This window comes from Stenotrophomonas sp. STEN030, assembly GCF_056759995.1.
Genome location: NZ_JBRREB010000056.1, coordinates 1 through 16,289, shown reverse-complemented (window position 1 = coordinate 16,289; position 16,289 = coordinate 1). Strand labels below are relative to the sequence as shown.

Annotated in this window: 14 protein-coding genes; 3 read left to right on the top strand and 11 right to left on the bottom strand. The window is 64.1% G+C overall.

Annotation, left to right across the window (positions count from 1 at the left end):
- Positions 1–107: 107 nt before the first annotated feature.
- From ACVOLR_RS16740 to prmB, 10 genes are all read right to left on the bottom strand, one after another.
- Complete coding sequence (locus ACVOLR_RS16740) at positions 108–2,108, bottom strand: flotillin family protein (RefSeq protein WP_481537448.1); 2,001 nt, start codon at positions 2,106–2,108, stop codon at positions 108–110.
- Positions 2,105–2,797 carry a hypothetical protein gene (locus ACVOLR_RS16735; protein ID WP_481537447.1) on the bottom strand — a complete coding sequence of 231 codons (693 nt, stop codon included), beginning with the start codon at positions 2,795–2,797 and terminating at the stop codon, positions 2,105–2,107. Before ACVOLR_RS16735 ends, ACVOLR_RS16740 begins: the two co-directional genes overlap by 4 nt.
- A gap of 215 nt (positions 2,798–3,012) precedes the next feature.
- Positions 3,013–3,672 carry a phosphoribosylanthranilate isomerase gene (locus tag ACVOLR_RS16730; protein WP_481537446.1) on the bottom strand — a complete coding sequence of 220 codons (660 nt, stop codon included), beginning with the start codon at positions 3,670–3,672 and terminating at the stop codon, positions 3,013–3,015.
- Positions 3,669–4,442: a tRNA pseudouridine(38-40) synthase TruA gene (truA, locus tag ACVOLR_RS16725; protein ID WP_481537456.1), complete on the bottom strand. Its 774-nt coding sequence runs from the start codon at positions 4,440–4,442 to the stop codon at positions 3,669–3,671. The genes ACVOLR_RS16730 and truA overlap by 4 nt, the downstream gene beginning before the upstream one ends.
- Before the next feature lie 45 nt (positions 4,443–4,487).
- Positions 4,488–4,847, bottom strand: coding sequence for a VOC family protein (locus ACVOLR_RS16720; protein ID WP_481537445.1), 360 nt, complete (start codon positions 4,845–4,847; stop codon positions 4,488–4,490).
- A 12-nt stretch (positions 4,848–4,859) separates the two neighbouring features.
- Positions 4,860–6,725 (bottom strand): FimV/HubP family polar landmark protein, encoded by a 1,866-nt coding sequence (locus ACVOLR_RS16715; protein WP_481537444.1) that lies wholly within the window; start codon positions 6,723–6,725, stop codon positions 4,860–4,862.
- A 116-nt stretch (positions 6,726–6,841) separates the two neighbouring features.
- The gene (locus ACVOLR_RS16710; protein WP_481537443.1) at positions 6,842–7,867 is read right to left on the bottom strand and encodes an aspartate-semialdehyde dehydrogenase; all 1,026 of its coding nucleotides are present in this window, start codon (positions 7,865–7,867) and stop codon (positions 6,842–6,844) included.
- A gap of 82 nt (positions 7,868–7,949) precedes the next feature.
- Positions 7,950–9,002, bottom strand: a complete 1,053-nt coding sequence (locus ACVOLR_RS16705; protein WP_481537442.1) for a 2-hydroxyacid dehydrogenase — start codon at positions 9,000–9,002, stop codon at positions 7,950–7,952.
- Complete coding sequence (aroC, locus tag ACVOLR_RS16700; RefSeq protein ID WP_481537441.1) at positions 8,995–10,092, bottom strand: chorismate synthase; 1,098 nt, start codon at positions 10,090–10,092, stop codon at positions 8,995–8,997. The genes ACVOLR_RS16705 and aroC overlap by 8 nt, the downstream gene beginning before the upstream one ends.
- Positions 10,093–10,166: 74 nt before the next feature.
- Positions 10,167–11,096 (bottom strand): 50S ribosomal protein L3 N(5)-glutamine methyltransferase, encoded by a 930-nt coding sequence (gene prmB / locus ACVOLR_RS16695; RefSeq protein WP_282266609.1) that lies wholly within the window; start codon positions 11,094–11,096, stop codon positions 10,167–10,169.
- Positions 11,097–11,311: 215 nt separating this feature from the next.
- Between prmB and ACVOLR_RS16690 the strand changes: the two genes are divergently transcribed.
- Positions 11,312–11,959, top strand: coding sequence for an SCO family protein (locus ACVOLR_RS16690; RefSeq protein ID WP_481537440.1), 648 nt, complete (start codon positions 11,312–11,314; stop codon positions 11,957–11,959).
- Positions 11,956–12,798, top strand: a complete 843-nt coding sequence (gene asd / locus ACVOLR_RS16685) for an archaetidylserine decarboxylase (protein ID WP_481537439.1) — start codon at positions 11,956–11,958, stop codon at positions 12,796–12,798. The genes ACVOLR_RS16690 and asd overlap by 4 nt, the downstream gene beginning before the upstream one ends.
- 163 nt (positions 12,799–12,961) lie before the next feature.
- Here the strand turns inward: asd and ACVOLR_RS16680 are convergent, their stop codons facing one another.
- Positions 12,962–14,542 (bottom strand): transglycosylase SLT domain-containing protein, encoded by a 1,581-nt coding sequence (locus ACVOLR_RS16680; RefSeq protein WP_481537438.1) that lies wholly within the window; start codon positions 14,540–14,542, stop codon positions 12,962–12,964.
- A gap of 123 nt (positions 14,543–14,665) precedes the next feature.
- On the opposite strand from ACVOLR_RS16680, the gene ACVOLR_RS16675 reads away from it, so the two are divergent.
- Positions 14,666–16,171: a helicase HerA-like domain-containing protein gene (locus ACVOLR_RS16675; RefSeq protein WP_481537437.1), complete on the top strand. Its 1,506-nt coding sequence runs from the start codon at positions 14,666–14,668 to the stop codon at positions 16,169–16,171.
- The last annotated feature ends 118 nt before the right edge of the window (positions 16,172–16,289 follow it).

The window sequence follows — 16,289 nt, the reverse complement described above, 5'->3', positions numbered from 1 at the left end:
TCCTCAGGACGGAATAGCCGATGCCCTCATCCTCATATGCCGCAAACTACAGAACTTGCGGCGCGCAACTGCCCCGCGCGGTCACACCGCGCAGGGCATGCCTTCAGTCAGCCTGCGTCCGACTCCACCGCCGGAGTGTCGGCGATACGGCGTGCAGGCAATCCACGCGCAGACATGTCCACACCGAGGAAGCGCTGCATCAGATCCTGCACGATCGGGCTCTTGTCGGTCAGGCCTTCAATCGACTTGCCCAGCGACACCGCCTTGATCAGGTTCTCGAACATGCCGCCGTCGCCGCCAACCATGTCGATCTTGGCGTTACGCAGCGCGCTGGCGATGACCTCGGCGTTCTCCTTGGTCACTTCCTTGCCGGCGTCGATGGTCGCCAAGGCCTGACGCAGACCGGTTTCCAGGGTCATGCGGAACTCTTCGTGACCGCGCGCGGTATCGCCCAGCGAGTCGATGGCCTGGAACTTGCGGGTCAAACCGTCGGCCTCGGCGAACAGCTTCTTCTCGATGACCGTGGCTTCGGCCACGCCCAAGGTCTCGGTAGCCGCAGCCTTGGCGCGGCCCATCTGCTCTTCGCCCTGCGCACGCGCAGCCAGCTGCTCGGCCAATACCTTGGCCTCGGCAGTGCCTTGCTTGAGATTGGCGTCAGCCATCGCATCGACCACGCGGGCTTCAGCGATACCCACCTTTTCGATCGCCAGCGCACCGGCTTCCTTGACCTGTGCATCGGCCAGGCCCGGCGCAGCGCGTTCGGCACGCAGGCCTTCGGCCAAGGCCTTCTTGGCTTCGGCCTGCTTGCTGGCCGCATCGAACTCTGCCTGCGCCAGCGTGGTGATCTCGACCGCGCGGTGCTTGGCAGCAGCTTCACTGGCCTCGGCTTCCTTGACCTGTTTGAGCATGGCTTCCTGCGCCTGCGCTTCGGCTTCGAGAATGGCCACCTGCTTCAGGCGGTCAGCCTCGGACACCTGCCGCACTTCCTTGATGCGCTCTTCTTCCTGCGCCACGGTCTTGTCGATGGAGATGCGCTCGCGGGTGATATTGGCCACATCCATCAGGCCCTGCTCGACCACCTTGTCACGCTCCACGCCCTGCAGCTGCACTTCGCGATCAGTGGTGACCTGCTCCAGCTGGCGTGCGCGTGCCACGCGCTCGACTTCGATGGCGACGGCGCGCTGGCGGTTCTGTTCGGCCACTTCCACTTCACGCAGGCGGTTCTGGTCGCGGATGTCGATCAGCTGCTGCGCTTCGATACGCGCGTTCTCGGACAGCTGGCGCTGTTCTTCCTGCACCTTCAGGGTTTCAGCCTGTTCGCGGGCACGAATGGTATCCACCTCGCGCTTCTGCCGTGCTTCGGCCTCGGCCTGCTGGCGCTCGAGTGCCAGCGTGGCTTCCTTGGCTTCAACATTCTTCTTGGTGATGGCCAGGCGCTCGTTCTGCGCCAGCTCGTTGGTGATCACGTTCTGCGCGGCAGTCAGCTCGGTGATCTTGCGGATGCCTTCGGCATCGAGAATGTTGCTCGGGTCCAGCAACGACTTCGGCGTCTGCTCGAGATAATCGATGGCGACGTCTTCCAGCGCATAACCGTTCAAGTCATTGCCGATCACCGCGATGATTTCGTCGCGGAATTCCTGGCGTTTTTCGAACAGCTGGGTGAAGTCGAACTTCTTGCCCACGGTCTTCAAGGCTTCAGAGAACTTGGCGTTGAACAGGTCATCCACCGCGTTCTTGTCCGAGGCGCGGTCGGCGCCGATGGCCTTGGCCACGCGCAGCACGTCGGCCTGGGTTTCGTTGACGCGCAGGTAGAACGCCACGGTGATGTCGGCACGCATGTTGTCGCGGCAGATCAGGCCTTCCTTGCCGCGGCGATCAACCTGCAAGGTGATCAGGCTGATCTTCATGTGCTCGGCGCGGTACAGCACCGGAATGATCAACGCACCTGTGAAGTGCACCTTGGGCTGTGCGCTCATGTCATTGACGATCAACGCGGTGCCTTGATCAACCTTTTTATAGAAGGCTTTGAACAGACCAGCCAGGCCAAGGAAAAACACCAACAGGGCAGCCACCCCGATAATGAAAGGGGCCAGCGCAGCAGTACTCATCGGTGAATCTCCTTATCGCCTGATACTTCAGAGGGGAAAACGTCCAAGCCTGGCAGGTCGCCATCAGCGACCACCAGGTAGTGATTCTTATCGGGTAGATATTCCACCAGCCTAGCCCGCTGGCCACGCACAAGCCGGCCGTGATCACGCACGCGCACGTGCAGGATCAAGCCGGCGCCGCCGTCATCGAGACTGGCATAGCCCAGTGTTGCAGTGACTTCCGGCGAAGTGACAAGTGCAACCCGGCCCAGGATCGACTCCTGCGCCACCGGCCGCAGTTTGAGCAACAGGCGTCGGATCGGCCTTAGCACCCAGGCCGACACCACGGCGCCAGGAATCAAAGCAGCAACAGCTACGGCGCTCCCAATGGTCCAACGCAAGCTGGTCGGCAACGACTGCAGGAAAAAAAGTTGAACCAGATAGGTGATGGTCCAGCCGAAGAAGGCCAGCAGCAGCACCACCAGCATTGTCGGCGCACCGCCGAGGCCAAGCCGGGCAAACATTGCAGCGATGCCGGTAGCACCGTGCTCGCCACCATGGGAATGAAAATCGGCACCGTCACCACTGCCGATTCCGCCGTCATCGATAATGCCGGTCGCTGCCAGCAGCCAATAGATGACCGCAAAAGACAATACGACGCTGTAAGGCAACGTCGGGTAGGACAGCGCTACTTCCAGAAATTCCGCCATGCACACTTTCCTTGTGGCGCCCAGCTGCCTTGCGGGACCTGTCCCGGCATCGAAGCCGAACAGCTACATCCCCTCCCCCGCAGGCGTCCGTGCTTGTCGCCGAGACCCCCATCATAAGGGAATCAAGCCCGGTATGAACTGCAGCCATTTCCCAAAGAATGCGGCAAGTTCTGGTACCGCAATGTGAAACGCGTCAACGCGCGCAACAGGCGTATTCAGTCCGGCTCGACATGCAGGTCGGCACGGCGCACTTCTTCGACGAACTGGCGCATCTTGTAGCCGTCCTTGATTCCCGGCGAGACCTCGATGCCGCTGGAAACATCCACGCCCCAAGGCTGGGTAGCGAGAATGGCGTCATGCACGTTTTCCGGGCGAATACCCCCGGCCAGCAGGTACGGGCGGTGCACGCCCGGCGGAATCTGCGACCAGTCGAACGCCACCCCGGTGCCGCCGCTGCCGCCGGCCACATGGCTGTCGAACAGAAAACCGGCCGCATGCGGGTACATCTGGTGCAGGCCCCGCGCGGTGACCTCGCTACGCCCGCCCATCGCAATCGCCTTCAGGTACGGCATGTTGAAACTGCGGCAGAACGCATCGTCCTCGTCGCCATGGAACTGCAGCAGGGTTGGCCGCACCGCACGCAACACCTCGCGGATCTCCTCGCGGTTGTTGTGCTGGAACAAGGCCACCACTTCCACCATCGGCGCGATTGCCTGACGCATCGCACGCGCCTCCGATGGCGCAACCCGGCGTGCGCTGGCCTTGGCAAAAATGAAGCCGACGGCATCCACGCCCAGCTCGCTGGCCAGACGGATGTCACCAGCGCGGGTCATGCCACAGAATTTGATGCGGGTGCGAAACAGCGTACGGCTCACAGCGTCACCTCGTCCGGCAGCTTCCAGTGCTCAGGATACAGCGGTCCAACGAACACCAGACCCTGCGGCGGTGCAGTTGGGCCAGCCAGATTGCGGTCACGTCCGGCCAGCAACTCCCCAATCCAGCTTTCGGGCTTTTCCCCGGCACCCACCATCATCAGCGAGCCGACGATATTGCGCACCATATGATGCAGGAAGGCATTGGCCTGGACCTCGACCTCGACCACTTCACCCTGGCGATGAACGGCTATCGATTGCAGCTCGCGGCGCGCATGCAGTGCCTGGCATTGCGAGCTTCGGAACGCGTCAAAGTCGTTCTCACCCAGCAAGGCCTGCGCCGCACGATGCATGGCATCTGCATCCAGCGGCCGCCGATCCCAGCTCAGGATCTGCCGGTACAGTGCTGGCCGCACCTGACGATTGAGGATGCGATAGCGATAGCGCCGCGCCTTGGCCGAGAACCGTGCATGGAACTCATCCACCACCGGCACGCACCAGCGCACGCAGATCGATGGCGGCAGCCGCGTGGTGGTACCCAATACCCAGCCTCGCGGGCTACGTTCGACATCGCTGTCGAAGTGCACGACCTGGCATTCACCGTGCACACCGGCATCGGTACGGCCTGCACACACAACACTGATCGGCGCATTGGCGACCGAGGACAACGCCTCCTGCAAGGTGGCCTGCACACTTGCACAGCCGTGCTCGCCAAGCTGTTGCCAGCCCTTGAACTCGCTGCCGTCGTACTCCACGCCCAGCGCATAGCGCATCATTGAACCTCTGATCTTGTTGAAGCCATTGGACCCACGCGCAGCTCAGTCGCTGTCGCGTTCGGACCACACGGCCAGTTCGTTGCCGCCCGGCTCCAGGAACTGGAAACGGCGGCCACCTGGGAAGGTGAAGATCGGCTTGACCACTTCACCGCCCTGCGCTGCGATTTCCGCAAGCAGCGGGCCCAGTTGTGCGGCGTACAGCACCAGCAACGGCGCGCCCGCACTCGTAGTAGCCGGTGCGCCACGGAAGAAACCGCCCTGCAGCTCACCGTCATCAAAGGCAGTGTAATCCGGGCCGTAGTCTTCAAACGTCCAGCCGAATACCTGCTCGAAAAAAACACGACTCGCCGCAGGGTCGCGCGAGGCGAATTCCACGTAATCAATCCGCCGTTCGCGCTTCATTGCAGTTCTCCGTCAGGCCATGCGGCCAAGTAATTCCAGCGCTTCTCCGCGTGCCTGCGGGTCAGCGCTGGCAGCAACTTCGTTGAGCAGGGTGCGCGCGGTTTCGGCATCGCCCAGATCCAGATAGGCGATGGCCAATTCCAGCCGTTCACGCCCAGCAGGCGCCGGGGTCAACGGTGCGACCGTAACCGCAGCCACGTCGCCAGCCAGCCAGCCTGCCTCGTCGGCGGCGGCTGGTTCGGGCTGCGCAGGCGCAGGCTCGGCGACGACATCAACGTTCCGCGAGGCTTCAAACAGCAGCACAGGCTTGTGCGCGACCGCCGGCGCAGCGACCGGCAGCACCGGCTCCACCCGTGCGGGCGGACTGGTTTTCAGCCATGCCGGCATCGGCTCTTCGTAGGGTTCAGGCTGCACTTCCGCAGCGACAGGTAACGGCTGGGTATCCAGCTCGTCCTGCGGGTCGAATTCGTCAATCTCCGCCGTATGCAAGGGCTGCTGTACAGCAGCGGCGCCCATCACCGGCATCGCCGCGGCCAGGTCTCCCGCTGCGTAATCCGCGCGCGGAGCGGCCGGCAGCGGCTTGCGCCGACGGCTCAGCACCCAGCCCAGCGCACCCAGCACCAACAATGCCAGGCCCAGCCAGATCCAACCGAACGAACCGGCGCCATCGCGCTTGGCCGCCTCACCCAACTGCTGCTGGGCAGCGGCAAGGTCCGAATCCTTCATTGCTATAAGCGATTGCTGCTGCTTCTGCAGTTTTTCGAGTTCGCCGACGCGATCGCGCAGTTCCTGCAGTTCCGCGTCACGCGTTGCCAGCTCTTCCTTGGCTTGCTGCAGCTGTTCGTTGGCCAACATGTCACCCTCGCCACCGGCGTCGAGTCCGGTCGTCATTCCTGCAGTCTGTTGTGCGCCGGCCACGGCCGGGGCGATTTCCAAGCGAGCTCCGCTGGGGGCTGCGCTCGCCACAGCCGGTGCAGCGGCCTTGGCCGGCGCCACCACTGCATCAGCTACTGCCGGCTGCGGGATCGGCGCGCGTGCCTGCCGCCACTGCGCGGCCTGGTCACGAACGATGGCGTGTGCTTCGGATGCGTCCACCCGCGCCAACTCTTCCTGCGCCGGGGTCCGTAGCACCGCGCCCTGCTTGAGCAGATTGATGTTGCCGCGAATGAAGGCATCCGGGTTGGCGCGCATCAGCGCAACCATGGTCTGGTTCAAGGACGCGCCGCTATCGCGCGACAGTTCGCGGGCAATCTGCGACAGGCTCTGGCCACGCTGCACGGTGGCAAGCTGGCCTTCGCTGTTCATCCCCGGCGCCGCTGCGGCGCGCGATGCAGGCGCCGCGGCAACCGGCTGAGCCGGCGCTGGCGTTGCTGTAGGCGCAGCAGGCACCGGCAGCTCAGGTAGCGGCTCGGGTTCGCGCACGATCAGATTGGACTGCGCCGCTGCCGGCGCTTCGATCACCGGTTCGGCCACCGCGGTTGCAGCTTCTGGCGCGGACACCAGCGCCGAGTATTCGCGAACCAGCCTGCCCTGGCCCCAATCGACCTCGATCAGGAAGCCCACCGACGCCACCTGCACCGGCGCGGCGCTGGTGACACGGATCACCGCACGGCCGTCACGGTCCTGCGCAAACTGGAATTGCAGTTCTCCTACCAGTCCGGTCGGGGCAGCCAGGCCAACGCGTTCGAAGGTGGCCGCAGATGCCAGCCCCGCCTTGGCGTTGTCGAGCTCGCTCGCATCACTGGTGATGACCGGTATTTCAGCCAGCAAGGGCTGTCCCGGCTTGGACAGGACGCGGATATTGCCCAGCCCCAATGCCATTGCTGTGCTACTGAACAGCGCCAGGCCGAGAACCAGCACACCTTGTAATGAGCGCATCGCGCCCCCGCCCCTTGGTTTCATGGCGGCCAATATAACGGCTGACCCGCCTTTCGAACACCGCTGTACCGCCTATATGCAACGACGCCGGCATCAAGCCGGCGTCGTGGGGGGCATCAGCCGCCGTTGGCGACCAGTTCGGCGACCTGCACCGCGTTGAGGGCGGCGCCCTTGCGGATGTTGTCAGCCACCACCCACATGTTCAGGCCACGCGGGTGTGAGATGTCCTCACGGATGCGGCCGACATAGACCGGGTCGGTGCCCGAGGCGTGGGTGACCGGGGTCGGATAGCCACCGGCCTTGCGCTCGTCCACCACCTTCACGCCAGGTGCGGCAGCCAGCAGTTCACGGGCCTGCTCGGTGGTGATCTTCTTCTTGGTCTCGATGTTGACCGCTTCAGAGTGGCCATAGAACACCGGCACGCGCACCGCGGTGGGGTTCACCAGAATGCTGTCGTCGCCAAGGATCTTGCGGGTTTCCCAGACCAGCTTCATTTCTTCCTTGGTGAAGCCGTTGTCGAGAAACTCATCGATATGCGGGATCAGGTTGAAAGCAATCTGCACCGGGAACTTCTTCGGTTCGATTTCCTGGAAGCCCAGCAACTGCGCGGTCTGCTTGCCCAGCTCTTCCATGCCGGTCTGGCCAGCGCCGGACACCGACTGGTAGGTGGCGATGTTGATGCGCTCGATGCCGTACTCGCGGTGGATCGGTGCCAGCACCGGCATCAGCTGCATGGTCGAGCAGTTCGGGTTGGCGATGATGCCGCGCGGACGGTTCCTGGCGGCTTCCGGGTTGACCTCGGACACCACCAACGGCACGTCGTCGTCATACCGGAAGGTCGACGAGTTGTCGATCACCACCGCGCCGGCAGCGGCGAACTTGGGCGCAAATTCCTTGGAGATACCGCCACCGGCCGAGAACAGGGCGATCTCGACGCCGGCCGGGTCGAAGGTGGCCAGGTCCTGGATGGTGATCTTGTCGCATTCAAAGTCGACCTGCTGGCCGGCCGAACGCTCGGAGGCGAGCAGGGTCAGCTTGCTGATCGGAAAATTGCGCTCGGCAAGGATGGACAGCATGGTCTGGCCGACAGCGCCGGTGGCGCCAACAACGGCTACGTGGAAACGACGGGCTTCATTGCTCATGGGGATACTCGAGATATTGGAGGGGGTAGACACACATCGAGCCAGGTTCGGGGAACCTCCAGCGCAGGGCTGCCGAGGCTCCCTATCGTTTTTTGTCGTCGATTTTTTTGCCGGCCACGGCAATGCGCGCGGTGCCGGTGTTCAGCAGTTCGGTATTGATGGCATTGACCGGCTTGCCAGCATCCGGACCGATGCCCAGGCCGGCCAGCAGGTTGTCCACCGCCACCTGCACCATCGCCCGGCGCGTGGCCAGCGATGCGCTGCCGATATGCGGGGTCAGCACGATGTTGTGTAGCGCCAGCAGCTCGGGGCGCACGTTCGGCTCGTTTTCGTAGACATCGAGCGCGGCCGAAGCCAAGCGGCCATTGCTCAGCGCGTCGACCAAGGCCAACTCATCGACGATACCGCCGCGGGCGATGTTCACCAGCGTGGCGGTCGGGTTCATCTTCGCCAGTGCAGCGGTGTTGATGATGTGGTGGTTCTGCGCGGTATACGGCAGCACCAGCACCAGATGGTCAACGCTGGCCAGCAGCTCATCGAAACCGACATAGCTGGCGCCGACCGCCTGCTCCTGGTCGGCAGGCAGCTGCGAACGGTTGTGGTACAGCACCTTCATACCGAAGCCATGGTGACCACGACGGGCAATGGCCTGGCCGATACGGCCCATGCCAAGAATGCCCAGCGTACTTCCATGCAGATCGGCTCCGAGCATGGTGGTAAATGACCACTGCCCCCACTTGCCGTCACGCAACCAGCGGTCGGATTCGACGATGCGCCGGGCGGCCGCCATCAACAGCGAGAAACCAAGATCGGCAGTGGTTTCGGTAAGTACGTCAGGCGTATTGCTGGCAACGATGCCAGCGGCACTGAGCGCAGGAATATCGAGATTGTTATAGCCGACGCCAACGTTGGCGATCATCTTCAACGCAGGCGCATTGGCGATTTCGGCGGCACCGATGCGCTCATTGAGAGTGAGCAGGACGCCATCCATGCCGCCCAGACTCGCACTGAGGCTTGCACTGTCGTGCTTGGTGACCGCGTCCGTGGAAACCACGTCGCAGTACGCGGCCAGCTGCGCGACGGTATCGTCGAACAGGGGCTGCGATACCCAGACGCGGGGCCGCCGATCAGCCATCGAGCTGACCAGGAATGCGCGGACTCATGTCGCCGACATCGCCACATTGGCCGCGATGACGCATCGCCTGATCCATCAGCACCAGTGCCAGCATTGCCTCGGCGATGGGCGTGGCACGGATGCCGACGCAGGGATCGTGGCGGCCGGTGGTGATGACTTCCACCGCGTGGCCTGCCGTATCCACGGTGGCACCGGGCAGACGCAGGCTGGAGGTGGGCTTGAGCACCATCGAGGCGACGATCTGCTGGCCGGTGGAGATACCACCGAGGATGCCGCCGGCATGGTTGGACTGGAACCCCTGCGGGCTGATCAGGTCACGGTGTTCGGTGCCCTTCTGCGCAGCGCTGGCAAAGCCATCGCCGATCTCCACGCCCTTGACCGCATTGATGCTCATCAGCGCGGCGGCGATATCGCCATCGAGCTTGCCGTAGATCGGCTCGCCCCAACCTGGAGGCACGCCGTCGGCAACCACGGTCACGCGCGCACCGACCGAGTCACCGGACTTGCGCAGCGCATCCATATAGGTCTCGAGCTCGGGCACCTGGTTGGCATCTGGCCAGAAGAAGGGATTGTCTTCGACCACGCTCCAGTCGAAACCGGCCGGGGTGATCTCGCCAAGCTGCGACAGGTAGCCGCGCACGCTGACGCCGAAGCGCTGCAGCAGCCACTTCTTGGCGACCACGCCAGCGGCCACGCGCATGGTGGTTTCGCGCGCCGAGGAGCGACCGCCGCCGCGCGGGTCACGGATGCCGTACTTCTGCCAGTAGCTGTAATCGGCATGGCCCGGGCGGAACTGCTGGGCGATGTTGCTGTAGTCCTTGCTGCGCTGATCGGTGTTGCGGATCAGCAGCGCGATTGGCGTACCGGTAGTGCGGCCTTCATAGACCCCGGACAGGATCTCGACTTCGTCGGCCTCGCGCCGTGCGGAAGTGTGGCGGCTCTTGCCGGTGGCACGGCGCTGCAGGTCGTGGGCGAATTCTTCGGGGCTGATTTCCAGACCGGGCGGACAACCATCGATCACGCAGCCGATAGCCGGCCCATGGGATTCACCGAAGGTAGTAACGCGGAGGAGTTGTCCGAATGTATTCAATGCCGTTGTGCTCTTGCGGTTACGCCGGCCGTTGCCGTCATTCCGCCAACGCGGAATGACGGCAAAAGCGTGACTCAGGAACGTGCTGCTGCCAACTCGGCGATGCGTGCGTGGTGCGCACGCAATTCAGCCGCTTCGACAGCGAAGATGCCCATCTGCCCGACCTTGAACTCGATCCAGGACATATAGACCTCCGGCAGCAGCTTGATCAGGTGCTGCTCGGAATCGCCTACTTCGCAGATCAACAGGCCGTCTTCGGTCAGATGGTCCGGCGCGTCGCGCAGGATCTTCAGCACCAGGTCCAGTCCGTCATCGCCGGCACGCAGGGCCAGGTCTGGCTCGTGCTGGTATTCCTTCGGTAGGGCGTCGGTCTCGTCATTGGTGACGTAGGGCGGGTTGGTCACGATCAGATCGTAGACGCGACCCTGCAGGCCGGCGAACAGGTCGCTCTTGACCAGCTCCACGTTGTGGGCGAGCAGGCGCTCCTTGTTCTCCACCGCCAGCGACAGCGCGGCATCATTGACGTCGCTGCCGTCCACCTGCCAGTTCGGGTAGTAGTGGCCCATCGCAATGGCGATGCAGCCCGAGCCGGTGCACAGGTCCAGCGCGCGGTTGACGTCACGCCCCGCCAGCCAAGGCTCGAAGCCGCTGAGGATCAACTCGGCGATCGGCGAGCGCGGCACCAGTGCGCGCGAGTCGCTCTTGAAGCTCAAACCCGCGAACCAGGCCTCTCCGGTCAGGTAGGCTGCCGGCTGCCGCTCGTCGATGCGACGCTGGAACAGCGCCAGCACCTGCTGCCGCTCTTCCAGCAGTACCCGCGCCGTGCCATAGGCCGGGCCGAGGTCCGGTGGCAGGTGCAGGCTGTGCAGGGTCAGCTGGGTCGCCTCGTCCAGGGCATTGTCATAGCTATGGCCAAAGGTCAGGCCAGCAGCATTGAAACGGCTTGCGCCGTAGCGGATCAGATCGACGATCGTTTGGAGTTCAGCGGCCGCTTCGGCAGTCATGGCAATACGGAAATACTTGAAAGGTCTGCGATTATAGGCACCTGGCCGGTATATTGATTGCCAAGTTGCAGCCGAAACTTCGGCAATGGCCCTCCAAAGGGGCGCAAACGCCCGCCCAACGGCCGGGGTGTACGCCTGCAATCCCCTACACTCCCGTATCCCGCCCTCGGCGGACCTCCCGTCCCGCCGCCGTATCCGAACGGAAGCCCGCGCGCATGTTCAATCGAAATACCGGCATCATCCTGGCCATCGCCCTGGCCGCCGGCCTCGGCCTGCTGTTGGCGCAGAAGGTCTTCGGACCCTCGAACAAGGGCACGGACGGCACCAGCAGCATCATTTTCTATGGCACCCCGCGCACCCTGCCCGACTTCGACCTGGCCCAGTCCGACGGCACCCGCCTGATCCCGGGCGAGCTACGCGGCCATTGGACCCTGGTGTTCCTAGGGTTCACCTCCTGCCCGGACGTCTGCCCGACCACCCTGACCGAACTGGCCCAGGCCCAGAAGCAGTGGGAAACCATCCCCGACAGCCTGCGCCCGCGCGTGGTTCTGGTCTCGGTGGACCCCGAGCGTGACACCCCGAACCGGCTGGGCGAGTACGCCCATGCCTTCCACAAGGACACCATTGCCGCCACCGCCGACGTGCCGTCGCTGGAGCGTTTTGCCACCTCGCTGGGCATGGTGTTCCAGAAGGCACCGGGCAAGCACTTCGAGCAGAACCCGGACGACTACAGCATGGACCACTCCGCCAGCATAGCCGTGCTTGACCCGCAGGGTCGGCTGGCCGGCCTGATGCGGCCCCCGTTCAACCCGCAGGCGATTGCCAGCGACCTGAAGAAGCTCACCGAGAAAACCGCACCATGAGTCTGGTTACAAGCCTCACCTACGTATTGCCGCACCGCCTGCTGTCGTCGATGGCCCGCTCGCTGGCCTATTCGCAGAACCCTCGCATCTCGCGCTGGCTGATCGACACGGTGTCGAGCAAGTTCAACGTCAATCTGGGCGAAGCGGCCAATCCCGACCCGCGTAGCTACCCCAGCTTCAACGCCTTCTTCACCCGCGCGCTGAAGCCCGGCGCACGCGTGGCCGCGGCCGACCCGCGCACCCTGACCATGCCGGCCGACGGCCGCATCAGCCAGCTCGGCCCGATCGAAGATGGCCGCATCTTCCAGGCCAAAGGCCAGTCGTTCACTGCCGCCGAGCTGCTCGGCGATGCCGCCGACGCGGTGCCGTTCAACAACGGCCTGTATGCCACCGTCTATCTGTCGCCGCGCGACTACCACCGCGTGCACATGCCGTGGACCGGCACCCTGCGCGAGACCGTGCACGTGCCCGGCCGACTGTTCAGCGTAGGCACCGATGCGGTGGCCAATGTACCGCGCCTGTTTGCCCGCAACGAACGCCTGGTCTGCCACTTCGACACCGATTTCGGGCCGATGGTGCAGGTAATGGTCGGCGCGCTGCTGGTCAGCGGTGTCGAGACAGTATGGAGTGGCGAGGAAATCCCCGCCTACGGCGACCGCATCACCCGCAAGGACTGGCGCGACAAGGGCATCACCCTGGAGCGTTTCGCCGAGATGGCGCGCTTCAATTACGGCTCAACGGTAATCGTGCTGCTGCCGCCGGGCGTGGCTGATTTTGATCCATCGCTGACCGCCGAGAGCCCGGTGCAGCTGGGCCAGGCGCTGGCGAAGCTGCGCTGACAACCTCGCAGTCGCGGTGGGAGCGGCGACATTTTGTAGGAGCGGCGTCGGCCGCGAAGCCGGGATAGTTTGAGTGATCAAGGCTTCTGCAATCTGAGGATGTATCTGCTTCGCGGCTGACGCCGCTCCTACAAAAAGGGCGCCTTTCGGCGCCCTTTTCCATTCAACGACCGCAGCCTTCCAGCTTCAAGCTTTGCCCTGGTTTGAGCGCATAGGCAGGCGCCCGCAAGCCATTTGCACGAGCCAGCGTCGGCACTTCGCATTGGAAGCGACTGGCGATGCCGCCAAGCGTGTCGCCTCTGGCGACCTTGTAGCTGCGCGCTGCCGGCCGACGCGCCGGCGTGGCCGGGCGCGGTGCCGGTGCAGCCACCGGCGCTACCGCCTGCGCTGCCTGCATCGCCTGCACGTCGCCCACTGCCACGCTACCGGTAACCGTTGCTGCCGACGGCCGCTTGATCGCCGCGTTCAAATCGGCGGTGATCAACGCGCGCGCCAGATCGGCACGCGGGCCGCTGACGCAATAGCGGTTGTACAGGCCGGCAATACGGGAAGTGACATTGATGGTGGTGCCGCCTGGAATCCAACCATCCGCCTCGTAGCGCGGATTGAGGTTACGCAACGCGCGCATGTAGCCGTCACGGGTACCGGTGCTACCCAGGCAGATGGTCAGCTCATAGATGGTGGTGGACTTGGCCAGACGGATCGTCGCCGGCTGTGCATTGAGCTTGGGGAACTCGACGCCGTACTGCTGCGGGTGCAGGAAGATCCACGCCGCCGCGATCACCATCGGCACGTAGTCCTTGGTCTCGCCCGGGAACTGGTTGTACGAGGTATCAGTCCAGAAGCTCTGCCCACCAGTTTCGCGGTAAATGCGCGCAGCACGGCCTTCACCGCCGTTATAGGCCGCCAAGGCGTACTCGATATTCTTGTTGAGCCCGCGCATACGCTCATTCATGTAATCGGCGCTGGCGCTGGCCGCGCTGCGCGGATCAAAGCGGGTATCGAAGCCGGTGCCATCCGGGCCCAGCCCGAAACGGCGGCCGGTGGCCGGCATGAACTGCATCAGGCCCGCCGCGCCCACGCGTGAGGAGGCATGTACGCGACCATTGGATTCCTTGGCCATGATGCCGAACAGCAATGCCTCGGGCAGACCATCCTTCTCCCATTCCGGCCACATGACACCACGCAGGTTCATGTAGTTCTCGTAGCTGGTCAGCAGCGAGGGACGCATATCGGTGAGCCAGCGGCGGATACCAGCCTGGATCGCCGGGTTGTACTCGACCATGTCGTCGAAGGCATGCCGGTGATCGTTGAGCAGGGCCGCGGCGCGGGCTGCTTCGGGCACGTCAGCCACCAGCGGCGCGATGTGGTCCGGATCGGCCTCCAATGGGCCGCCATCTTCGGCTTCCGCGCCACCACTACTGTCCGCACGCTGTTTGAGCAGGCGCTTGTAGGTAGCCAGCAGATTGCTGACCTGACAGCCCTTCTGCGCGATGCAGGCACTGATCACGTCCTCCATGTCCTCCAGCGCTGCGTCGCCCTCGGTGGTGCCTTTGGGGTCAGCATTGGCAACCAGCACCAAGGCATCGCTGTAACGCTTCTCCGCTGCGGTCATCCGCGCCTCGATGGCGTCCACCTTGACCTTGTCGCGGGCGGAGATCGCCTGCGCGGCCGGAACCACGGTCAACAGCGAGGTCGCAACCAACAACGACCAGGCACGAGCAGAAAACAGGGATACGGGCATCAGCAGCACTGCATGACAAAGATGAGGCAGGGTAGCTGGCTGATAGACCCGGGGGCAACATTGCCACCGCAGCGATACAGTCGGCCGTTAGAATCCTTCCTTCATTCACCAATGAGTGCCTCCATGGACCCGATCCTGCTCGGCAAAGGCGTCACCGACGACATCGCCGTCACCCTGCTCCCACGTTTCGGCAACCGTCACGGCCTGGTGGCCGGCGCCACGGGTACCGGCAAGACGGTGACCTTGATGACGCTGGCCGAGGGCTTTTCGCGACTGGGCGTGCCGGTGTTCATGGCCGATGTGAAGGGCGACGTGGCCGGCCTTGCGGTTGCCGGCGAAGGCGGCGAGAAGCTGGCCCAACGCGCCGCCGAGATCGGCGTCGACGGCTTTGCCCCGGCCGCCAGCCCGGTGGTGTTCTGGGACTTGTACGGCAAGCTCGGCCATCCGGTGCGTACCACCGTCAGCGAGATGGGCCCTACCCTGCTCTCGCGCATCCTGGAGCTCAATGACACCCAGTCCGGCGTGCTCGACATCGTCTTCAAGCTGGCTGATGACCGTGGCCTGCTGCTGCTGGATCTGGATGACCTGCGCGCCCTGCTCGGCCTGGTCGCCGAGGAACGCAAGGACATTTCCACCGAATATGGTCTGGTCAGCGCGCAGTCGGTAGCGGCCATCCAGCGCTCGCTGCTGCGCCTGTCGCAGGACGGCGGTGAAGCCTTCTTCGGCGAGCCGGCACTGGAGCTGGCCGACATCATGCGGGTCAACCACGATGGCCGCGGCGTGATCGGTATCCTCGCCGCCGCCCAGCTGATCCTCAAGCCGCGCCTGTATTCCACCTTCCTGCTGTGGCTGCTGTCCGAGCTGTTCGAGCAGCTGCCGGAAGTGGGGGATCTGGAAAAGCCCAAGCTGGTCTTCATCTTCGACGAAGCCCACCTGCTGTTCGACGATGCACCGCCAGCACTGGTGCAACGCATCGAACAGGTGGTGCGACTGATCCGCTCCAAGGGCGTAGGCGTGTATTTCTGCTCGCAGTTCCCGGATGACGTACCGGGCAACATCCTCGGCCAGCTCGGCAATCGCGTGCAGCACGCGCTGCGCGCCTTCACCCCGCGCGACCAGAAAGCAGTCAAGACCGCAGCTGAAACCTTCGTGCAGAACCCCAAACTCGATGTGGTCGCAACCTTGTCGCAGTTGGGCACCGGCGAAGCATTGGTCTCCACCCTGCAGGACAAGGGCATTCCCTCGCCGGTACAGAAGACCCTGATCGCCCCGCCGCGTTGCCGGATGGGCTCGATCACCGATGCCGAGCGTACACAGGTGCGTGCCGGCAGCCCGGTCGGCACGCGCTACGACACCGCCGTCAACCGCGAATCAGCCGCCGAACTACTGGCACAGCGCGCGGAGAAAGCGGTCGAGCAGGCGCAGGCACCGGCCGCGCGCACCCGCCAACAGGACGAAGAACAGGACAGTGGTTTCGGCCAGAGCATCAAGGACGCCATCTTCGGCACCAAGCGTCGCCAGGGCATGATCGAGACAATGGCCAAACAAACCACTCGCACCATGGGCACCAAGCTCGGCAACCAGATCGTGCGCGGCATCCTCGGCAGCATCTTTGGCGGCAAGCGCTGAGTACCAATCCCGGGCCGGGCAAAGGCCCGGCCCCAAACCCCCGGGACGGACCAGATGCCCCCCGCCCCCCCACCCGCCCCAAAAAACCCCCGACCCACCCGGGACAAGTATTGTTTAC